Source organism: Caulobacter segnis (genome assembly GCF_031454995.1).
GTDB classification, from domain to species: Bacteria; Pseudomonadota; Alphaproteobacteria; order Caulobacterales; family Caulobacteraceae; genus Caulobacter; species Caulobacter segnis_E.
This window is the reverse complement of sequence record NZ_JAVDRV010000002.1, coordinates 401507-418617: the sequence shown is the minus strand read 5'-3', so window position 1 is coordinate 418617 and position 17111 is coordinate 401507. Positions and strand designations below refer to the sequence as shown.

General features: G+C 69.2%; 15 protein-coding genes. 10 read left to right on the top strand and 5 right to left on the bottom strand.

Translation table 11 applies throughout. The features are described from left to right. Nucleotides 1-6: 6 nt before the first annotated feature. The 4 genes from J2728_RS08100 to J2728_RS08085 all read right to left on the bottom strand — a co-directional run bounded on the left by J2728_RS08100 (nucleotide 7) and on the right by J2728_RS08085 (nucleotide 4830). Nucleotides 7-1491: an AMP-binding protein gene (locus J2728_RS08100; protein WP_309998163.1), complete on the bottom strand. Its 1485-nt coding sequence runs from the start codon at nucleotides 1489-1491 to the stop codon at nucleotides 7-9. A gap of 44 nt (nucleotides 1492-1535) precedes the next feature. After that, nucleotides 1536-2357: a p-hydroxycinnamoyl CoA hydratase/lyase gene (locus J2728_RS08095; RefSeq protein WP_309998162.1), complete on the bottom strand. Its 822-nt coding sequence runs from the start codon at nucleotides 2355-2357 to the stop codon at nucleotides 1536-1538. Nucleotides 2358-2399: 42 nt separating this feature from the next. Continuing rightward, nucleotides 2400-3812, bottom strand: coding sequence for an aldehyde dehydrogenase (locus tag J2728_RS08090; protein ID WP_309998161.1), 1413 nt, complete (start codon nucleotides 3810-3812; stop codon nucleotides 2400-2402). A gap of 124 nt (nucleotides 3813-3936) precedes the next feature. Next, a complete protein-coding gene (locus J2728_RS08085; protein ID WP_309998159.1) occupies nucleotides 3937-4830 on the bottom strand; it encodes a helix-turn-helix domain-containing protein in 894 nt (297 codons plus the stop codon). 150 nt (nucleotides 4831-4980) lie between these two features. On the opposite strand from J2728_RS08085, the gene pobA reads away from it, so the two are divergent. From pobA to pcaDC, 8 genes are read left to right on the top strand one after another with little or no spacing between them, the layout of a single operon-like run. Then, the gene (pobA, locus tag J2728_RS08080) at nucleotides 4981-6156 is read left to right on the top strand and encodes a 4-hydroxybenzoate 3-monooxygenase (protein WP_309998156.1); all 1176 of its coding nucleotides are present in this window, start codon (nucleotides 4981-4983) and stop codon (nucleotides 6154-6156) included. A gap of 17 nt (nucleotides 6157-6173) precedes the next feature. After that, nucleotides 6174-6884: a CoA transferase subunit A gene (locus tag J2728_RS08075; protein ID WP_309998153.1), complete on the top strand. Its 711-nt coding sequence runs from the start codon at nucleotides 6174-6176 to the stop codon at nucleotides 6882-6884. Next, entirely contained in the window at nucleotides 6884-7531 is a 648-nt protein-coding gene (locus J2728_RS08070; protein ID WP_309998151.1) for a CoA transferase subunit B, read from the top strand. The genes J2728_RS08075 and J2728_RS08070 overlap by 1 nt, the downstream gene beginning before the upstream one ends. Next, entirely contained in the window at nucleotides 7528-8727 is a 1200-nt protein-coding gene (gene pcaF, locus J2728_RS08065) for a 3-oxoadipyl-CoA thiolase (protein ID WP_309998150.1), read from the top strand. Before J2728_RS08070 ends, pcaF begins: the two co-directional genes overlap by 4 nt. A gap of 9 nt (nucleotides 8728-8736) precedes the next feature. Next, complete coding sequence (gene pcaH / locus J2728_RS08060; RefSeq protein ID WP_404979723.1) at nucleotides 8737-9450, top strand: protocatechuate 3,4-dioxygenase subunit beta; 714 nt, start codon at nucleotides 8737-8739, stop codon at nucleotides 9448-9450. After that, nucleotides 9447-10109, top strand: a complete 663-nt coding sequence (gene pcaG / locus J2728_RS08055) for a protocatechuate 3,4-dioxygenase subunit alpha (RefSeq protein WP_309998148.1) — start codon at nucleotides 9447-9449, stop codon at nucleotides 10107-10109. Before pcaH ends, pcaG begins: the two co-directional genes overlap by 4 nt. 22 nt (nucleotides 10110-10131) lie before the next feature. Beyond that, nucleotides 10132-11277, top strand: coding sequence for a 3-carboxy-cis,cis-muconate cycloisomerase (gene pcaB / locus J2728_RS08050; RefSeq protein ID WP_309998147.1), 1146 nt, complete (start codon nucleotides 10132-10134; stop codon nucleotides 11275-11277). Next, on the top strand, nucleotides 11277-12458 hold the full coding sequence (pcaDC, locus tag J2728_RS08045) for a bifunctional 3-oxoadipate enol-lactonase/4-carboxymuconolactone decarboxylase PcaDC (RefSeq protein ID WP_309998146.1): 1182 nt from the start codon (nucleotides 11277-11279) through the stop codon (nucleotides 12456-12458). The genes pcaB and pcaDC overlap by 1 nt, the downstream gene beginning before the upstream one ends. 101 nt (nucleotides 12459-12559) lie before the next feature. Here the strand turns inward: pcaDC and J2728_RS08040 are convergent, their stop codons facing one another. Continuing rightward, complete coding sequence (locus J2728_RS08040; RefSeq protein ID WP_309998144.1) at nucleotides 12560-13024, bottom strand: MarR family winged helix-turn-helix transcriptional regulator; 465 nt, start codon at nucleotides 13022-13024, stop codon at nucleotides 12560-12562. A 149-nt stretch (nucleotides 13025-13173) separates the two neighbouring features. Between J2728_RS08040 and mhpT the strand changes: the two genes are divergently transcribed. Both mhpT and J2728_RS08030 read left to right on the top strand, forming a co-directional pair. After that, nucleotides 13174-14391, top strand: coding sequence for a 3-(3-hydroxy-phenyl)propionate transporter MhpT (gene mhpT, locus J2728_RS08035; RefSeq protein ID WP_309998142.1), 1218 nt, complete (start codon nucleotides 13174-13176; stop codon nucleotides 14389-14391). Nucleotides 14392-14638: 247 nt separating this feature from the next. After that, a complete protein-coding gene (locus J2728_RS08030) occupies nucleotides 14639-16933 on the top strand; it encodes a TonB-dependent receptor (RefSeq protein WP_309998140.1) in 2295 nt (764 codons plus the stop codon). The last annotated feature ends 178 nt before the right edge of the window (nucleotides 16934-17111 follow it).

Below are 17111 nucleotides of genomic sequence, written 5' to 3'. Positions count from 1 at the left end.
GAGCGATCAGGGCCGGTCGGCGGTCAGACGCTCTCGCAGGACGGTCTTCAGGATCTTGCCGGAGGCGGTGCGCGGCAGGGCGGCGACGACGGTCAGCCCCTTGGGCAGCTTGTAGCGCGCCAGGCGGCTTTCGAGATGAGCCAGCACGTCGGCCAGCGCGACCGACGTCCCCTCCCGGCAGGTCGCGACCAGATGGCCGACCTCGCCCCATTGGGGATCGGGTAGCCCCACCACCGCGCATTCGACAATCGTCGGATGGTCGGCCAGGGCCGCCTCAATTTCGGCCGGATAGACGTTCTCGCCGCCCGAGATGAACATGTCCTTCTTGCGGTCGACCAGCCAGTGGTAGCCCTCGGCGTCCGCCACGGCGACGTCGCCGGTGCGGAACCAGCCATCGTCGGTAAAGGCCCGCGCGGTGTCCTCGGGCCGGCGCCAATAGCCCAGGAAGACGTTGTCGCCCTTCAGCAGCAGCTCGCCTGGGACACCGGGCGGGCAGTCGCGGTCCTGATCGTCGACGATGCGGGTGAACACCGCCGGCATGGGCAGGCCGGCCGATCCCGCGCGGGCGTCGATCAAGGCCGGATCGGCCGGCATGCCGAACACCGTCCCCGCCTCGCTCATGCCGTAGCCGTCGACCACGGGAATGCCATGGGCCAGCCAGGCGCGGATGTCCGAGGCGGGATGGGGCGCGCCGCCGGTGAAGATCGCGGTCAGGCGGCGCAGGGCCGTGGCGTCGAACGTCGGCCGCGCGCGCAGCATGGCGGCCATCTGCGGCACGCAGAAGTAATGCGTCACGCCCAAGGCGGGGTCGCCGAGCCGGGCCAGTGTCCTAGCGGGCTCGAAGCCGTCCGACACCAGGATCGTCCCGCCATGCATCAGTACGGGCCGGATCGAGGTGATCAGGCCGATGATGTGGAACATCGGCGCGTCGACCAAGAAGACGCTCTCATGCGTGACCTTGCCCAGGCGGCCGAAGTTGATAGCCGTCTGGTCCAGATTGCGCTCCGAGAGCATCGCGCCCTTGGGACGCCCCGACGTGCCGGAGGTGTAGAGGATCAGCGAAGGCCGCTCCCGGTCGGACGGCCCCGCCGCCTCCGGCTCTGCCGCGTCGATCTCGGCTTGCAGGGCGTCGAGATGAACCCCTTCGAGACCCGCCGCCGCCAGGCAGGCGTCGCCGACGATCAGGGTCGGCGCGCTGTCCTCCACCAGGGCGGCGATCTCGGCGGGAGATAGACGCCAGTTCAGCGGAACGAACATCGCCCCCAGGCGAGCGCAGGCAAGATGCAGGACTGCCAGCGGCACGCGGTTGCGGGCCAGGGTCGCCAGGCGATCGCCCTCCCCCACGCCGCGCCGGCGTAGCACCGTCACGGCGCGAGCGACCGCGCCATCCAGTTCAGCGTAAGTCCAGGAGCGCCCGCTCGCCAGATCGACGGCCGCCGGCCGGTCGGGCTGCAGGCGCGCTTGGAGAGCGACGTGGTCCGTCGGCGTCATCGGCTCTCGCCTTCCTCGTTGTTTCCTCCTGGCCGCTTCTCGCTCTATTTGGCGAGATTGTAGGCCCCGAGCCCTGGCTTGTAGGTCTTGTCGTCAATGAACTGCTTGATGCCTTCCTTGCGGCCCTCGTTGTCGAACGAGTTGGCCGCCTCCTGGGCCCGGACCAGATAGTCCTCGGCGTTGTCGTAGGTCATCTCCTTGACCCGCCGGATCGCGTCCTTGGTCGCCTTCAGAGCCACCGGGTTCTTCTTCAGCAGCACCTCGGCCAGTTCGCGGACCCGCGCCTCGAGCTTGTCGAGGGGCACGCTCTCATTGACCAGACGCCACTCGGCGGCCTTCTTGCCGTCGATCAGCTCCCCGGTCATCGCGTGGTACATGGCGTCGCGCAGCGGCATCAGGTCGACCACCACCTTGGTGGCGCCGCCGCCCGGCAAGATGCCCCAGTTGATCTCCGACAGGGCGAACTGCGCCTCGTCGGCGGCGATCGCCAGGTCACAGGAATAGAGCGGGCCGTAGCCGCCGCCGAAGCACCAGCCGTTGACCATGGCGATCGTCGGCTTCTGGTACCAGCGCAGGCGCCGCCACCAGCCGTAGGACTCGCGCTGAGCCTGCCGGGTCGCGCCCAGGCCCTTGGCCTCGGTCTCGCGGAAGTACTCTTTCAGGTCCATGCCCGCCGACCAGGCCGAGCCCTCGCCAGTGAGCACCAGCACACCGACGTCGTCGCGGAATTCCAACTCGTCCAGAACCTGCATCATCCGCCGGTTCAGGGTCGGGCTCATGCAATTGCGCTTGTCCGGGCGATTGAACTTCACCCAGGCGATGCGGTTCTCGACCCGAAAGGTGACGGTGTCGTCGGCGTTCGTCATGTTTAGTCCTTGGATGGGAATAGAAAGGCGACGCTCGGCGCGTCAGATCGGGAAATGGCCGGGCTGGGTCTCGACCGTGATCCAGCGCAACTCGGTGAACGCGTCGATGCCGGCCTTGCCGCCGAAGCGGCCATAGCCCGAGGCCTTGACCCCGCCGAAGGGCATCTGGGCCTCGTCGTGCACGGTCGGGCCGTTCACGTGGCAGATGCCGGACTGGATGCGGCGCGCGACCTTCAGGCCCCGCGCGATGTCGCGGGTGAAGACCGAGGCCGAGAGGCCATATTCGGTGTCGTTGGCCAGGGCGATGGCGTGTTCCTCGTCGCGGGCGCGGATCACGCCGACCACGGGGCCGAAGCTCTCCTCGCGGAAGAGGCGCATGTCGGGCGTCATCTTGTCGACGACGGTGGCCGGCATCAGAACGCCCTTGGCCTCGCCGCCCGCCACCTGGACCGCGCCGGCGGCGACCGCGTCGGCGACCAGGCCTTGGACGTGGGTGACGGTCTTCAGATCGACCACCGCGCCGAGCGGCGTCTTGCCCTCGCGCGGGTCGCCGACCGCCAGGCTGGCGGCCTTGGCGGCGAACTTCTGGACGAAGGCGTCGGCGACGGCCTCGACCACGACGATCCGCTCGGTCGACATGCAAATCTGGCCCTGGTTCATGAAGGCGCCGAACGCGGCGGCCTTGACCGCCTCGTCGAGGTCGGCGTCCTCCAGGACGATCAGTGGGGCCTTGCCGCCCAGCTCCAGCAGCACGGGCTTCAGGTGCTCGGCCGCGCGCCTGGCGATGATCTTGCCGACCGCCGTCGAGCCGGTGAAGTTGATGCGGCGCACCGCCGGATGGTCGATCAGCGCGCCGACCACCTCGGCCGCGTCCTTGGGCGCGTTGGTGACGATCGACAGCGCGCCCTTGGGCAGCCCCGCGGCCTCGAAGGCCTCGGCGATCAGACCGTGGGTGCGCGGGCAGCTCTCGGACGCCTTCAGGACAACGGTGTTGCCGCAGGCCAGGGGCGTGGCGACCGCGCGGACGCCCAGGATGATCGGCGCGTTCCAGGGCGCGATGCCCAGGATCACGCCGACCGGCTCGCGCACCGCCATGGCCAGGCAGCCGGGCTTGTCCGACGGAATGACCTCGCCGTTGATCTGGGTGGTCAAGGAGGCGGCTTCGCGCACCATCGAGGCGGCTAGCATCAGGTTGAAGCGGGCCCAGCCCTCGGTCGCGCCGATCTCGCCCATCATCGACTGGACGAACGCGTCGGCGCGGGCTTCCAGAGCTTCGGCGGCCTTGTACAGCAGGGCGCGGCGGGCGTTGGGCCCCAAGGCGCTCCAGGCTGGAAGCGCCGCCTGGGCCGCGTCGACCGCGGCGCGCGCCTGGTCGGTCGTCATGGCGACCGAGGTCGTCGCGACCGCGCCGGTGACAGGATCGCGGCGCTCAAAGACAGCCTGGGTCGAGCTCATGATCGTTCCTTCCCTTTGACGGCGCAGCGCGTTGATCCGCGCGAATTATTCGTATGCCCTTAGTTTTGTATGCCAGGCAAACAATGCTGACAAGTCACAATCCCGGTCGCGCTTCAAACGATTGTCAGGCCGCCAGAGGCGCGGAACGCGTCGCTCGATCCAGCCGGTAGCGCTTGGGCGACCGCCCTTCGGCCTTGGTGAAGAACCGCGAGAAATAGGCCGGATCCTCGAAACCCAGGTGATAGCCGACCTCGGCGATCGTCATGTTGGAATAGAGCAGCGCCCGCTTGGCCTCCAGCATCAGGCGATCCTGGACCAGGCGTAGCGGCGATGCGCCGGCCGCGCGCATGCAGGCGGCCCTCAGGCGGGGCAAGGCGACCCCCAGCTTGCGGGCGTAGGCCTCCATGGGGAGGCCCTCGCGATAGTGGGCCTCCACCAGTTCGCGAAAGCGGGCCACGAGGGCGATATAGCCGCCTCGCAGGGCCGGACCGACGGCCTCGTCCTGGACCTGGCGACGCAGCGCCTCGACCAGGATGGTCAGCAGGTGGGCCTCGGCCGCCGCCCCTCCGCCCGGCGCGGTCCAGACCAGCTCGCGCGATAGCTCCGCCAGCGATGCGGCGACCCGCGAGCGGGCGTCAAGCGGCGTCTGGCGGGGCGCGCGGAACAGGCTGGCGAAGGCCGGCTCCCGCGCCGTCAGGTCGCGCAGATAGCTGTCGGCGATCGTCAGGACCGAGCCGGCCGTCTCGACCTCGTAGGCGAAGCCGTGGACCCGACCGGAAGGGACCAGCAGCAGGCACGGCGCGGCGAAGGCGATGGTCTCGTCATCGACGTGCATCACCCCGCCGCCGGCGGAAATGTGGAAGACGTGGTTCAGGTCCGTATGCGCGTGCGCGCGTATGTTCCAATTATTGGGCCTTGTTCGATCGTCCAACTCTTCGAGATGGATGAACTTACCCTGCACCGTCTTCAGCGGCTCACCGAACAGAAAGAAGCTAGGAATTGCTGAACTGTCTGGCACCTGCAACGCTCCTGATTGGCGTTCGCGCGCGGGCGGAGCCAAGCGAAAAGTCCAACTTTTTGGCAACTCTGTCCATCCCCAGAAGATCGCCGAACCCGCACTCTGCCACCAAGTCGCCCCAGAGCGGCGAAGGGCGGAGACGAGGACCACATGCGCACACAGGTCGCCATCATCGGCGCGGGACCGGCCGGGTTGCTTTTGGCCCATTTGCTGCGGCGCGCGGGTGTCGATGCGATCGTGCTGGAGCGCCGAGATCGCGAGTATGTCGAGGGCCGCGTGCGCGCCGGAGTCCTGGAGCAGGTCACCGTCGACCTGATGAACACGCTGGGCCTGGGCGAGCGCATGCGCGCCGAGGGGCTCATCCACACCGGCACAAACATCGCCTCCGACGGCGACCTCTTCCGCATCGACATGTCCGAACTCACGGGCGGCTCGACCGTGATGGTCTATGGCCAGCAGGAGGTCATGAAGGATCTGTTCGACGCGGCCGAGCCGCGCGGCGTGCGGATCATCCTCGACGCCGAGGATGTCGCCCTGCACGACATCGACGGCTCAAAACCCTACGTCACCTGGCGCGAGGACGGCGCGGAGCGCCGCCTGGATTGCGACTTCATCGCCGGCTGCGACGGCTATCACGGCGTCAGCCGCGCGACGATCCCGGCCGATGTGCTGAAGACCTTCGAGCGCGTCTATCCGTTCGGCTGGCTGGGCGTGCTGGCCGACGTGCCGCCGTGCGACCACGAGCTGATCTACTCCAACCACGAGCGCGGCTTCGCCCTGGCGTCGATGCGGTCACCCACCCGCAGCCGCTACTACATCCAGTGCGGCCTGGACGAGAAGATCGAGGACTGGAGCGACGAGCGCTTTTGGGACGAGCTCTGCCTTCGCCTGGGTCCGGAGGCCGGCGCGCGGGTGACGCGCGGGGCCTCGTTCGAGAAGTCGATCGCGCCGCTGCGCAGCTTCGTCAGCGAGCCCATGCGCCATGGTCGCCTGTTCCTGGCCGGCGACGCGGCTCACATCGTGCCGCCGACCGGCGCCAAGGGCCTGAACCTGGCAGCCTCGGACGTGATCATGCTCGGCGAGGCGCTGACAGAGCACTACCTGGAAGGCTCGGACGCCGGTCTAGACGGCTATTCGGCCCGAGCGCTCGCCCGCGTCTGGAAAGCCGAGCGTTTCTCCTGGTGGTTCACCAGCCTGACCCACCGCTTCCCCGACCGCGACGGCTTCGACCGCAAGATGCAGGTCGCCGAACTCGCCTACATGCGCGGTTCACGCGCCGCCCAGGTCACCCTCGCCGAGAACTACGTCGGCCTCCCGCTGGTCTAGGAGGCTTCGGAGACCCCATGAAGAGCAAGATCTACGAGAGCGCCGCCGCGGCCCTGGAGGGCGTCGTCTTCGACGGCATGACCCTGATGTCCGGAGGCTTTGGCCTGTCGGGCAATCCCGAGACCCTGATCCCGGCCCTGAAGGACACCGGCGTCAAGGGCCTGACGGTGATCAGCAACAATTGCGGGGCCGACGGCTTCGGTCTGTGGATGCTGCTGAACAACGGCCAGATCCGGAAGATGATCTCGTCCTATGTCGGCGAGAACAAACTGTTCGAGCAGCTCTATCTGTCGGGCGAGCTGGAGCTGGAGCTGAACCCGCAGGGCACCCTGGCCGAGCGCATCCGCGCCGGCGGCGCGGGCATCCCGGCCTTCTACACCAAGACCGGCGTCGGCACGGTCGTGGCCGAGGGCAAGCCCGTCGAGACCTTCGAGGGCGAACAGTACGTCCGCGAGACCTGGCTGCGCGCCGACCTCGCCATCGTCAAGGCGTGGAAGGCCGACCCAGAGGGCAACCTGATGTTCCGGATGACGGCCCGCAACTTCAACCCGGTCATGGCCACGGCCGGCAAGGTGACGATCGTCGAGGTCGAGGAGATCGTCGAGGCCGGCGAGCTGGACGCGAATTCGATCCACACGCCCGGCATCTATGTCGACCGCATCATCCGCTCGACGATCAACGAAAAGCGCATCGAGAAACTGACCACCCGTCCTCGGGAGACCGTGTAGTGGCCTGGACCCGCGACGAGATGGCGGCCCGCGCCGCCCGTGAACTGAAGGACGGCTTCTACGTCAACCTCGGCATCGGCATCCCCACCCTGGTGGCCAACCACATCCCCGAGGGCGTGCACGTCACCCTGCAGAGCGAGAACGGCATGCTGGGCATGGGTCCCTTCCCCTACGAGGGCGAAGCCGACCCGGACCTGATCAACGCCGGCAAGCAGACGATCACCAAGCTGCCGACCTCCAGCTTCTTCGACAGCGCCCAAAGCTTCGCCATGATCCGCGGCGGCCACATCGACCTGACGGTGCTGGGCGCGATGGAGGTGGCCCAGAACGGCGACATCGCCAACTGGACGATTCCGGGCAAGATGGTGAAGGGCATGGGCGGCGCCATGGACCTGGTGGCTGGCGTCAAGCGGGTCATCGTGGTCATGGATCACGCCAACAAGGCCGGCCAGAGCAAGGTCCTCAAGCGCTGCGCCCTTCCCCTCACCGGCGCGGCCTGCGTCGACATGGTCATCACCGATCTCTGCGTCTTCGACCTGGACCGAAAGGGTGGCGGACTGACGTTGCTCGAGCTGGCGCCCGGCGTCACCCTCGACGAGATCAAGGCCAAGACCGAGGCCGATTTCGACGCGGGAGCTTTCGCATGACCACCGCCTATCTCTGTGACGGGATCCGCACCCCGATCGGCCGCTACGGCGGCGCGCTCGCCAAGGTGCGGGCCGATGACCTGGCGGCGATCCCGCTGAAGGCGCTGGCCGCGCGGAATCCCGGCCTGGACCTGTCCGCCCTCGACGAGGTCGTGATGGGCTGCGCCAACCAGGCCGGCGAGGACAACCGCAACGTCGCCCGCATGGCCCTGCTGCTGGCCGGCTACCCGGTCGAGGTCCCCGGCGTCACCGTCAACCGCCTCTGCGCCTCGGGCCTGGAGGCCGTCGGCTACGCCGCGCGCGCCATCCTGTCGGGTCAGAACGACCTCGTCATCGCCGGCGGCGTCGAGAGCATGAGCCGCGCGCCGTTCGTGATGGGCAAGGCCGACAGCGCCTTCTCGCGCAACGCCGAGATCCACGACACCACCATCGGCTGGCGGTTCGTGAACCCGGCGATGCGTAAAGCTTACGGCGTCGACTCCATGCCCGAAACCGCCGAGAACGTCGCGACCGACTACCAGGTCAGCCGCGAGGACCAGGACGCCTTCGCCCTGCGCAGCCAGCAGCGCGCCGCGGCGGCCCAGGCCAACGGCTTCCTGGCGGGCGAGATCACCCCCGTCGAGATCCCCGGCAAGGCCGGCCCCACGATCGTCGATCGCGACGAGCACCCGCGCGAGACCACGCTGGAGGCGCTGGCCAAGCTGAAGCCCGTGGTGCGCGAAGGCGGTACGGTCACGGCCGGCAACGCCTCGGGCGTCAATGACGGCGCGGTGGCCCTGATCGTCGCCTCGGAAGACGCCGTGAAGCGTCACGGCCTGACGCCGCGCGCTCGGATCACCGGCTACGCCACGGCCGGCGTGCCGCCGCGCGTCATGGGCGTCGGCCCGGTCCCGGCGGTTCGCAAGCTGCTGGCCAAGACCGGCCTGTCGATCGGCGACTTCGACGCGGTCGAGTTGAACGAGGCCTTCGCCGCCCAGGGCCTGGCGGTCCTGCGCCAACTGGGCCTGCCCGACGACGGCGCGCACGTGAACGCCAACGGCGGCGCCATCGCGCTCGGCCACCCCCTGGGCGCGTCCGGCGCGCGGCTGGTCCTCACCGCCCTGCGGCAACTCGAGGCGACCGGCGGGAAGCGCGGCCTCGCCACCCTTTGCATCGGCGTCGGCCAGGGCGCCGCTCTCGCCTTCGAGCGCGTCTAGGAGACCCTCATGAGCCTGATCCTGCCTGGTTCCTACCGCCGCGAGGACGCGGGCCAGCCGCCCTCGCTGTATCCCGACTACGGCTCGACCGTCGCGCGCTCGCCCCGCGAGCCGCTGGTCAGGATCCCTCACACCCTGACCGAGACCACCGGCCCGGCGAACGCCTGGTCGCGGCTGATGGGCGAGTCGATGGCGGACCTGACGACCCAGCACAAGGGAACGCCCCTGGGCCAGCGGATCGTCGTCTCGGGCCGCGTCGTGGACGAGGACGGCCGCCCCGTCCCCCATACCGTGGTCGAGGTCTGGCAGGCCAACGCCGCCGGCCGCTACATCCACAAGAAGGACCAGTGGGACGCGCCGCTGGACCCCAACTTCACCGGCGCCGGGCGGGTGATCACCGACGCCGAGGGCCGCTACCGCTTCATCTCCGTGCGGCCGGGCGCCTATCCCTGGCGGAACCACAAGAACGCCTGGCGTCCGTCGCACATCCACCTGTCGCTGCTGGGCCCGGCCTTCGCCACCCGGCTGGTGACCCAGATGTACTTCCCGGACGATCCGCTGATCGAGATCGACCCGATCGCCAACGCCGTGCCCATGCCCTTCCGCCAGCGGATGGTCTCGCGCTTCGACCTCGAGACGACCGAGCCCAACTGGGCCTTGGGCTACATCTTCGACATCGTCCTGCGCGGCCGTGACGCCACGCCTTTCGAGAACGGCCAATGACCCCCGAACAAGCCCGTCCCGCCCCGCGCCAGGACAACCAGGATCCGGCGATCTTCGGCCAGACGCCCTGGCAGACGGTCGGCCCCTTCTTCCACTACGGCCTGCCCTGGAAGGGCGGCGCCGACCTGGTCGGGACCAGCGAGATCGGCGCGCGCCCCGAGCTGATGCCGCCCGAGCACTACGTGCTGGCCTCGCCCAGCCCCAAGGGCGAGATCGCGGGCGAGACGATCATCCTCGAAGGCGCGGTGATCGACGCCGACGGCCAGGTCATCCCCGACGCCATGGTCGAGATCTGGCAGGCCGACGCGGCCGGCCGCTACGCCGAGGGCAACACCGGTTTCATCGGCTTTGGCCGGTCCTCGACCAACGAGGAAGGGATCTACCGCTTCCGCACCCTTCGTCCCGGCGCGATCGGCGACGGCCACGCGCCGCACATCGCCGTCGGCGTCTTCGGTCGCGGCCTGCTCAAGCGCCTGGTCACCCGGGCCTATTTCGAGGGCGACGCCGCCAACGCCAGCGACGCGATCCTCGATCTCGTTCCCGCCCAGCGTCGCGACACGCTGATCGCCCGCCGCGTCGGGCAAGAGGACGGGGCCGCCGTCTGGCGCTTCGACATCATCTTGCAAGGCGAACGCGAAACGGTCTTCTTCGACATCTGACGCTGAACGGAGTCGCCCGCCCTTGCCTTCCCTGCTGCGCGACCGACCGACCTCGACGCCGGAGATGCTGGCCGTGTTCGGCGACGAGGCGCTGCTGAAGGCGGCCCTGGCGTTCGAAGCCGAGCTGGCCCTGGCCCAGGCCGAGTTGGGACTGATCCCGCGAGATGACGCCGAGGCGATCGCCGCCGCCTGCGCGTCGACGTTCGACATCCCCGAACTGGCCGAGGCCGCCGCCCACGCGGGCACCCTGGCCATTCCGCTGGTCGAGCGCCTGCGGGCCCGCGTGTCGCCGCCCGAGGCCGCCGCGCGCGTCCACAAGGGCGCGACCAGCCAGGACCTCGCGGACACCGCGCTGATGCTTCAGGCCCGCGATGGCGCGGCGCTGATCCAGCGTGACGCGGCGCGGCTGACCGACGCCCTCGCGGCTTTGGCGCGCAAACACCAATCCACCCCGATGCTGGGCCGCACCCTGCTCCAGGCCGCCCTGCCGATCACCTTTGGCCTGAAGGTTTCGACCTGGCTGTCGGGCGTGGCCGGGGCGCTTGATCGGTTCGAGCGCGAGACCCCCGCCATCCGCCTGCAGTTCGGCGGCGCCACCGGCTCGCGCGCCGGTCTCGGCGGACAGGGCGCGGCGCTGGCGGAACGGCTGGCCGCGCGCCTGAATCTTCCGGCCGCCCTCCCCTGGCATGCCGAGCGCCAGGGCGTGGCGGGTCTGGCCTCCGCGCTCGCCATCCTGACTGGCGCGATCGGCAAGATCGCCGGCGACGTCGCGCTGATGGCCCAGGTCGAGGTCGGCGAGGCCTTCGAACCGCGCCAGGCCGGACGAGGCGGCTCCTCGGCGATGGCCCACAAGCGCAATCCGACCGGATGCCAGGTCGCCCTGTCGGCGGCGATCCGCGCGCCGCATCTGGCCGCGACCATCGTCTCGGCCCCGTCCCAGCAGCATGAGCGCGGCCTCGGCGGCTGGCAGGCCGAGGGGTCTGTGCTCGCCGAGCTATTCCAACTGACCCACGGCGCCCTCGCCGCCATGGTCACGGTCATCGAAGGCCTGGAGGTCGACGAGAGCCGCATGGCCGCCAACCTCGCCGCCGCCCAGGTCGGGACCGACACGGGCGAGAGCGCGGCGCTGGTCGCCCAGGCGCTGGCCGATTACGAAAAGGACCGCTGATGCCCTTCGCGATCTCGCACGGCGCCCGCCTCTACTGGCGTCAGGACGGCGCGGCCGACAAGCCGGCCCTGGTGCTGCTAACCTCGATCGGCACGGACCTGTCGCTCTACGATCCGGTCGTTCCGCTGCTGACCCCGGACTTCCGCGTCATCCGCCTGGACACGCGCGGCCACGGGGCCTCCGACGCGCCGGCCGTCGACTACAGCCTGGACCTCCTGGCCGATGACGTCCTGGCGGTGATGGACGCCGCCGGCGTCGACAAGGCCAGCCTGTGCGGCACCTCGCTGGGCGGCATGATCGCCATGACCCTAGCCGCCAAGGCGCCCCAGCGGGTCGAGGCGCTGATCCTGGCCTGCACCTCGGCGGCCATGGATCCTTCCACCTGGGACCAGCGCCTGGCCTTGATCCGCGCCGAGGGCATGGGCGCGATCGTCGAGGCGGTGATGGGCCGCTTCTTCTCCGACGCCTTCCGCGCCCAGCATCCCGAGGTCGTCGAGACCGTGCGCGCCGGCATGCTGGCCCAGAGCGTCGACGGCTACGCCGGCTGCGGCGCGGCCATCCGTGACATGGCCCTCCTGGAGCGCCTGCAGGCCATCGCCGCCCCGACCCTCGTGGTCACCGGCGCCAAGGACCTCGCCACCCCCTATGCGGGCCATGGCGAGCGCATCGTCGCCAACGTAGCCGGCGCTCGCCATGTCGAGATCGGCGGCGCGCATCTGCCCAGCCTGGAAGCGCCCACGGCCCTGGCCGGCGCGGTGCGGGACTTCGTGCGCGAGGTGCGGCGCGGGAGCGCCGTGCGCGAGGCCAAGGACACGCTGTTCGAGGCGGGCCTGGAAACCCGCCGCAAGGTGCTGGGCGACGCCTGGGTCGACAAGTCCCTGGCCAAGCGCACCGCCTTCACCGCCGACTACCAGGCGATGATCACCCGCTACGCCTGGAACGAGATCTGGGGCCGGCCGGGCCTGGATCACCGCACCCGCCGCCTGCTGGTTCTGGCCATCTGCGCCAGCCTGGCGCGGTGGGAGGAGTTCCGCCTCCACGTCCGCGCGGGGCTCGAGCAAGGCGGCTTCACCCAGGAGGAGTTGAAGGAGGTGCTGATGCAGACGGCGATCTACGCTGGCGTGCCCGCCGCCAACACCGCCTTCACCGAGGCCGCCGAGGTGATCGCCGAGCTGGGCTGAGCCTCCACGCTCCCTGCTCGACAAGCTCCATAAGCGTTGTTTGGTGGACACCAATCAGCAGCGGCTCGGGCGGCCACGGCTCGTAGGGCGCTTCCGTCCACCTAGATGGCGGCGATCCGTTCGAGGACGGCCAGCATCCGCTCCTTCTCGAGCCCCCCCAGGGCCTCCAGCACCTTTTGGTCGTGAGCCGCGTGGGCCGCCTTGGCGCCCCGAAGCAGCGCGGCGCCCTCTGGCGTGATGGACAGGGCGTAAGAGCGCCGATCGCCTGGGACCGGATCGCGGCGCACTAGGCCCCGCGCCTGAAGCTGATCCAGGATGATCACCAGGTTCGGACGCTGAATTCGCAGCATGTCGCCGATCACGCGTTGCTGAAGTCCCGGCGTGGCTTCGATGACCAGCAGCACGGATAGATCGGTGACCCGCAGGTCGAACGGCTTGAGGGCCGCCAGCAGGTCCTTGAACACCGCGACCTGAGCCAGGCGAAGGACGAACCCCACCGTCGTCTCGAGGCCGCCCAGCGAGGGGCTGGCCTCGGTCTCCGCCTTGCGTTTCGCAGCGCTCGTCATCAACGCGTCTTTCTCGTGTGTGGTCTTGTCTAGCACGACGACCGGATTCGCGCCGATCGGTCGCGAATAGGGGCGACACCCCATAATAGTTATGACACATATCAAAAATCGCGCCGGAGAGCGCCGAGGAAACCACAGGGGGAAAGTCCATGCTCAATGGGAACGACCCGGCGCGCCCGCGTAACAATCTGGTCGCCGTCGCCATCTGTTGCCTTCTGGCCGTCTTCGAAGGCTTCGATCTGCAGTCAGCCGGCGTCGCCGCGCCCCGGCTGGCGCCCGACCTGGGCCTCGGCCCCGACGCCCTCGGATGGTTCTTCAGCGTCAGCACGTTCGGGCTGATGCTGGGCGCGGCCATCGGCGGGCGATTGTCCGACCAACTGGGTCGCAAGACGACCCTGCTCTTTTCCGTCGCGGTGTTCGGCTTGCTGTCGATCGCGACCGGCCTCGCCACCGACCTCAATGGACTGCTGTGGGCCCGTTTCCTGACCGGCGTCGGCCTGGGCGGCGCCCTGCCGAACCTGATCGCCATCGTGGCTGAAAGCGTCGAGCCCCGGCTCCGCGGCCGGGCCGTCGGCTTTCTCTATGCCGGCCTGCCCTGCGGCGGCGCCGTCGCCAGCCTGGTCAGCCTGGCCGGGGCGGATCCGTCCGACTGGCGCGTGATCTTCCATGTCGGCGGCGTCGGCCCCTTGCTGGCGCTCGCGCTGGCCATCCCACTATTGCCCAATCCGTCCAAAGCCGCTCCATCCAACGTCGCCGACGAAAGGTCCGGTTTCGTGGAGGCCGTCGCCGGCGAAGGCCGGGGCCTGACGACCATGCTGCTGTGGCTGGCCTTCTTCCTGGCCCTGCTGATCATGTACCTGCTGCTCAGCTGGCTTCCGTCGCTTCTGATCGGCCAGGGCCTCAGCCGGCCCGACGCCGGCCTCGTCCAGATGGCCTTCAACCTTGCGGGGGCCGCCGGAAGCGTGGTGACCGGATGGCTGATGGACCACCCCAAGGGGCGCCCCGTGACCATCCTGGCGGTCTTCGGCGCCTCCGCGACCTCTCTGGTCGCCGCCGCCGTGGCGCCGCCATCGTTGGTGGTCTTCCTGTTCGTCGGCGCGGCGCTGGGCGCCACGATCTCGGGCGTGCAGTCCACGGTCTACGGCATGGCGCCCAGCTTCTATCCGGCGCGCCTGCGCGGCACCGGCGTCGGGGCGGCGGTCGTGATGGGCCGTCTCGGCTCGGCGGCGGGTCCCTTGCTGGCGGCCTCCCTGATCGGGGCCGGCCGCGCGCCTGGACAAGTCCTGCTGGCGTTGCTGCCCATACTGGCGGCCGGCGGAGCCGTTTGCCTCTGGCTCAGCGCGCGGTCCGCGGCGACCGACAACTAGCCGATCGCCTCCGTCGCCGGGCCGCGGCGCGCTTCGATCCACGGGCCGGAGCGCGTCCGCGCGCGCCGACCGCCCCGGCGGGCGCGGCCCTTCCGCAACACATCGTTATTTGAATGCGCGGCATCGCCTTAGACGCTGTTGCGCACGGCATACAATCATGCTCTGAAATAGTTAGTACGCATAACAATCAAACGGCTGGGGGCGCTCGCGTCCGATGGTCATCGACGTACTCAAGGGAGGAAAAGAAATGCCCAGGATTGGGAACGTTTCCGGCCGCCTGCGCGCCGGCGGCCTGATGGTCTGCGCGGTGGCGGGGGTCCAGGCGACCGCGACGCCGGCCTTGGCTCAGGCGACAAACACGGGCGAGACCGCCCAGATCGAGGAAGTCGTCGTCACGGCCCGGCGACGGGAAGAGCGCCTTCAGGACACGCCTGTCGCCGTCACGGCGCTGGGCGGCGAAGCCTTGCAGAGCCGGGGCGTCGAAAGCGTCGACCAGATCGCCAAGTTCGCGCCCAGCATCCGCTTCGACGGGGCGGCGGCGCTGAGCGGCGGCAACTACAACGCCACGGTCTTCATCCGCGGCGTCGGCCAGAATGACTTCGCGATCTTCAGCGACCCCGGCGTCGGGGTCTATGTCGACGGCGTCTACTACGCCCGCTCCATTGGCGGCACGCTGGACGCCTTCGACGTCAGCCGGATCGAAGTGCTGCGTGGGCCGCAGGGCACTCTGTTCGGCAAGAACACCATCGGCGGCGCGGTGATCATCACTACCGACCAGCCGAAGGACACGTTCGGCGGCAAGATCGAGGGCGTGATCGGCAGTCTCGACCGCCGCGACGTGAAGGGCCATGTCGACATCCCGCTGAGCGACAAGGTCTCGGCTCGCCTCTCGGCCGCGCGCCTCACGCGCGACGGCTATGGCAAGCGCCTTCTGACGGGCGACGACCTGGGCGATCGCAACGCCACGGCCGCTCGGGCTCAGTTGCGCTGGCAAGCGTCCGAGGCGGTCACCGTCAACCTGTCGGCGGACTACACCCGCGCCCGCGAGCACTCCGCGCCGCAGAAGCTTCTGGTGATCGGGTCGGTTCCGGGCTTCGTCGCCGGACCGTTCATCCCCAACTTCAACACCTATGTCGCGCCGGGCCTGGGCATCACCGCGCCGAACGGGTCGAAGACGCTGAACACCTCGTTCCTCACGAACGATCCGTACACGACCTATGGCACGGGCCCCAACATCAACGACCTGGACCTGTGGGGAACCTCGGCCACGGTGGATTGGGATCTGGGCGCGGTTTCGTTCAAGAGCATCAGCGCGGTGCGGGGCCTGAAAGCAACCTTCGCGCGGGATGGCGACAACACGCCCTTCACGTTCCGCGAGACCTTCAACCACGACGTTCAGGCGCAATACAGCCAGGAATTCCAGCTCAGCGGCGAGTCCTTCGACAACCGCCTGACCTGGGTGACCGGCGTCTACGCCTTCCGCGAGCGCGGCACCGACTCGGGCTTCGCGAAGCTGGCGCTGGGCCTGGCGCCGGGCGCGTCTCCCCCGCCCTACAGCCCCTCGGCGGCCGTCTACACCAAGGTCACGAGCACGACCTACGCCGCCTTCGCGCAAGGCAGCCTCACCCTGACCGACCGGCTGAGCGCCACGCTCGGGGCGCGCTACAACCGCGATGAGAAGGACTACGTGCTTGACCACCGCCGCATTCGCGACGGCGTCGTTATCGCGCTGCTGTCGCGTAGCGGCTCTTGGAACTCGTTCACGCCGAAGGTCGGACTGGAGTTCAAGGCGACGCCGGACATCCTGCTGTACGGCTCGATCGGCAAGGGCTTCAAGAGCGGCGGCTTCAACGCCCGCCCGCTCAACGACGCCTCCGAGGTCACCGAGTATCAGCCTGAAACGCTGGTGACCTACGAGGCCGGCGCCAAGACGGCTTGGCTGGATCGCCGCCTGATCCTGAACGTCGCCGGCTACTTCAGCGACTATCAGGACATCCAGGTGACGGTGAACCAGACGCCGCGCAACTTCGTCGCCAACGCCGCGGCCGGCGAGGTCAAGGGCGTCGAGGTCGAACTGCAGGCCAGGCCAACGACGAATTGGAGCTTCAATTTCGGCGGCGGCTATATGGACGCCAAGTACACCGAGGTCGGCAACGGGCTTGCGGCCGGCCAGGTGCTGCCGATCACCCTGGCCACTCACTTCGTCAAGGCGCCCAAGTGGACGCTGAACGGCGGCGTCGAGTACGGCCGGGAATTGCCGAACGGCGGACGCGTGACCGCCCGCGTCGACTGGAGCCACTACAGCACCGTCTACAACGACGTGGCCAACGATCCCGACCTGACGCAGCCCGCCTATGATCTGTTCGGGGCGCGACTGGCCTATGCGTCTCCGGACCAGCTGTGGCAGGTGGCGCTGTTCGGCTCCAACCTGTCGGACGAGCGCTACAAGGTCTCGGGTAACGCCTCCAGCGGCTTTGGCCTGAAGGAAGCCAGCTACGGCCGTCCGCGCGAATGGGGTCTCAGCCTGAGCCGGAAGTTCTAGTTGGCGTCGATCGCGAGACGACCGCGGCGTTGATCAGCCGAGGATTAGGCGAGGTGACGCGGGGCGACCGCCCCCGGGCACCTCGCCGCCCCGGAACCGCCGACGCTAGCGGCGCGTCCCCGTTTCGCGCCGTACGCCAAGTCCAGGATCCACGCCAAGCTCGGCGACCGCGCGTCGA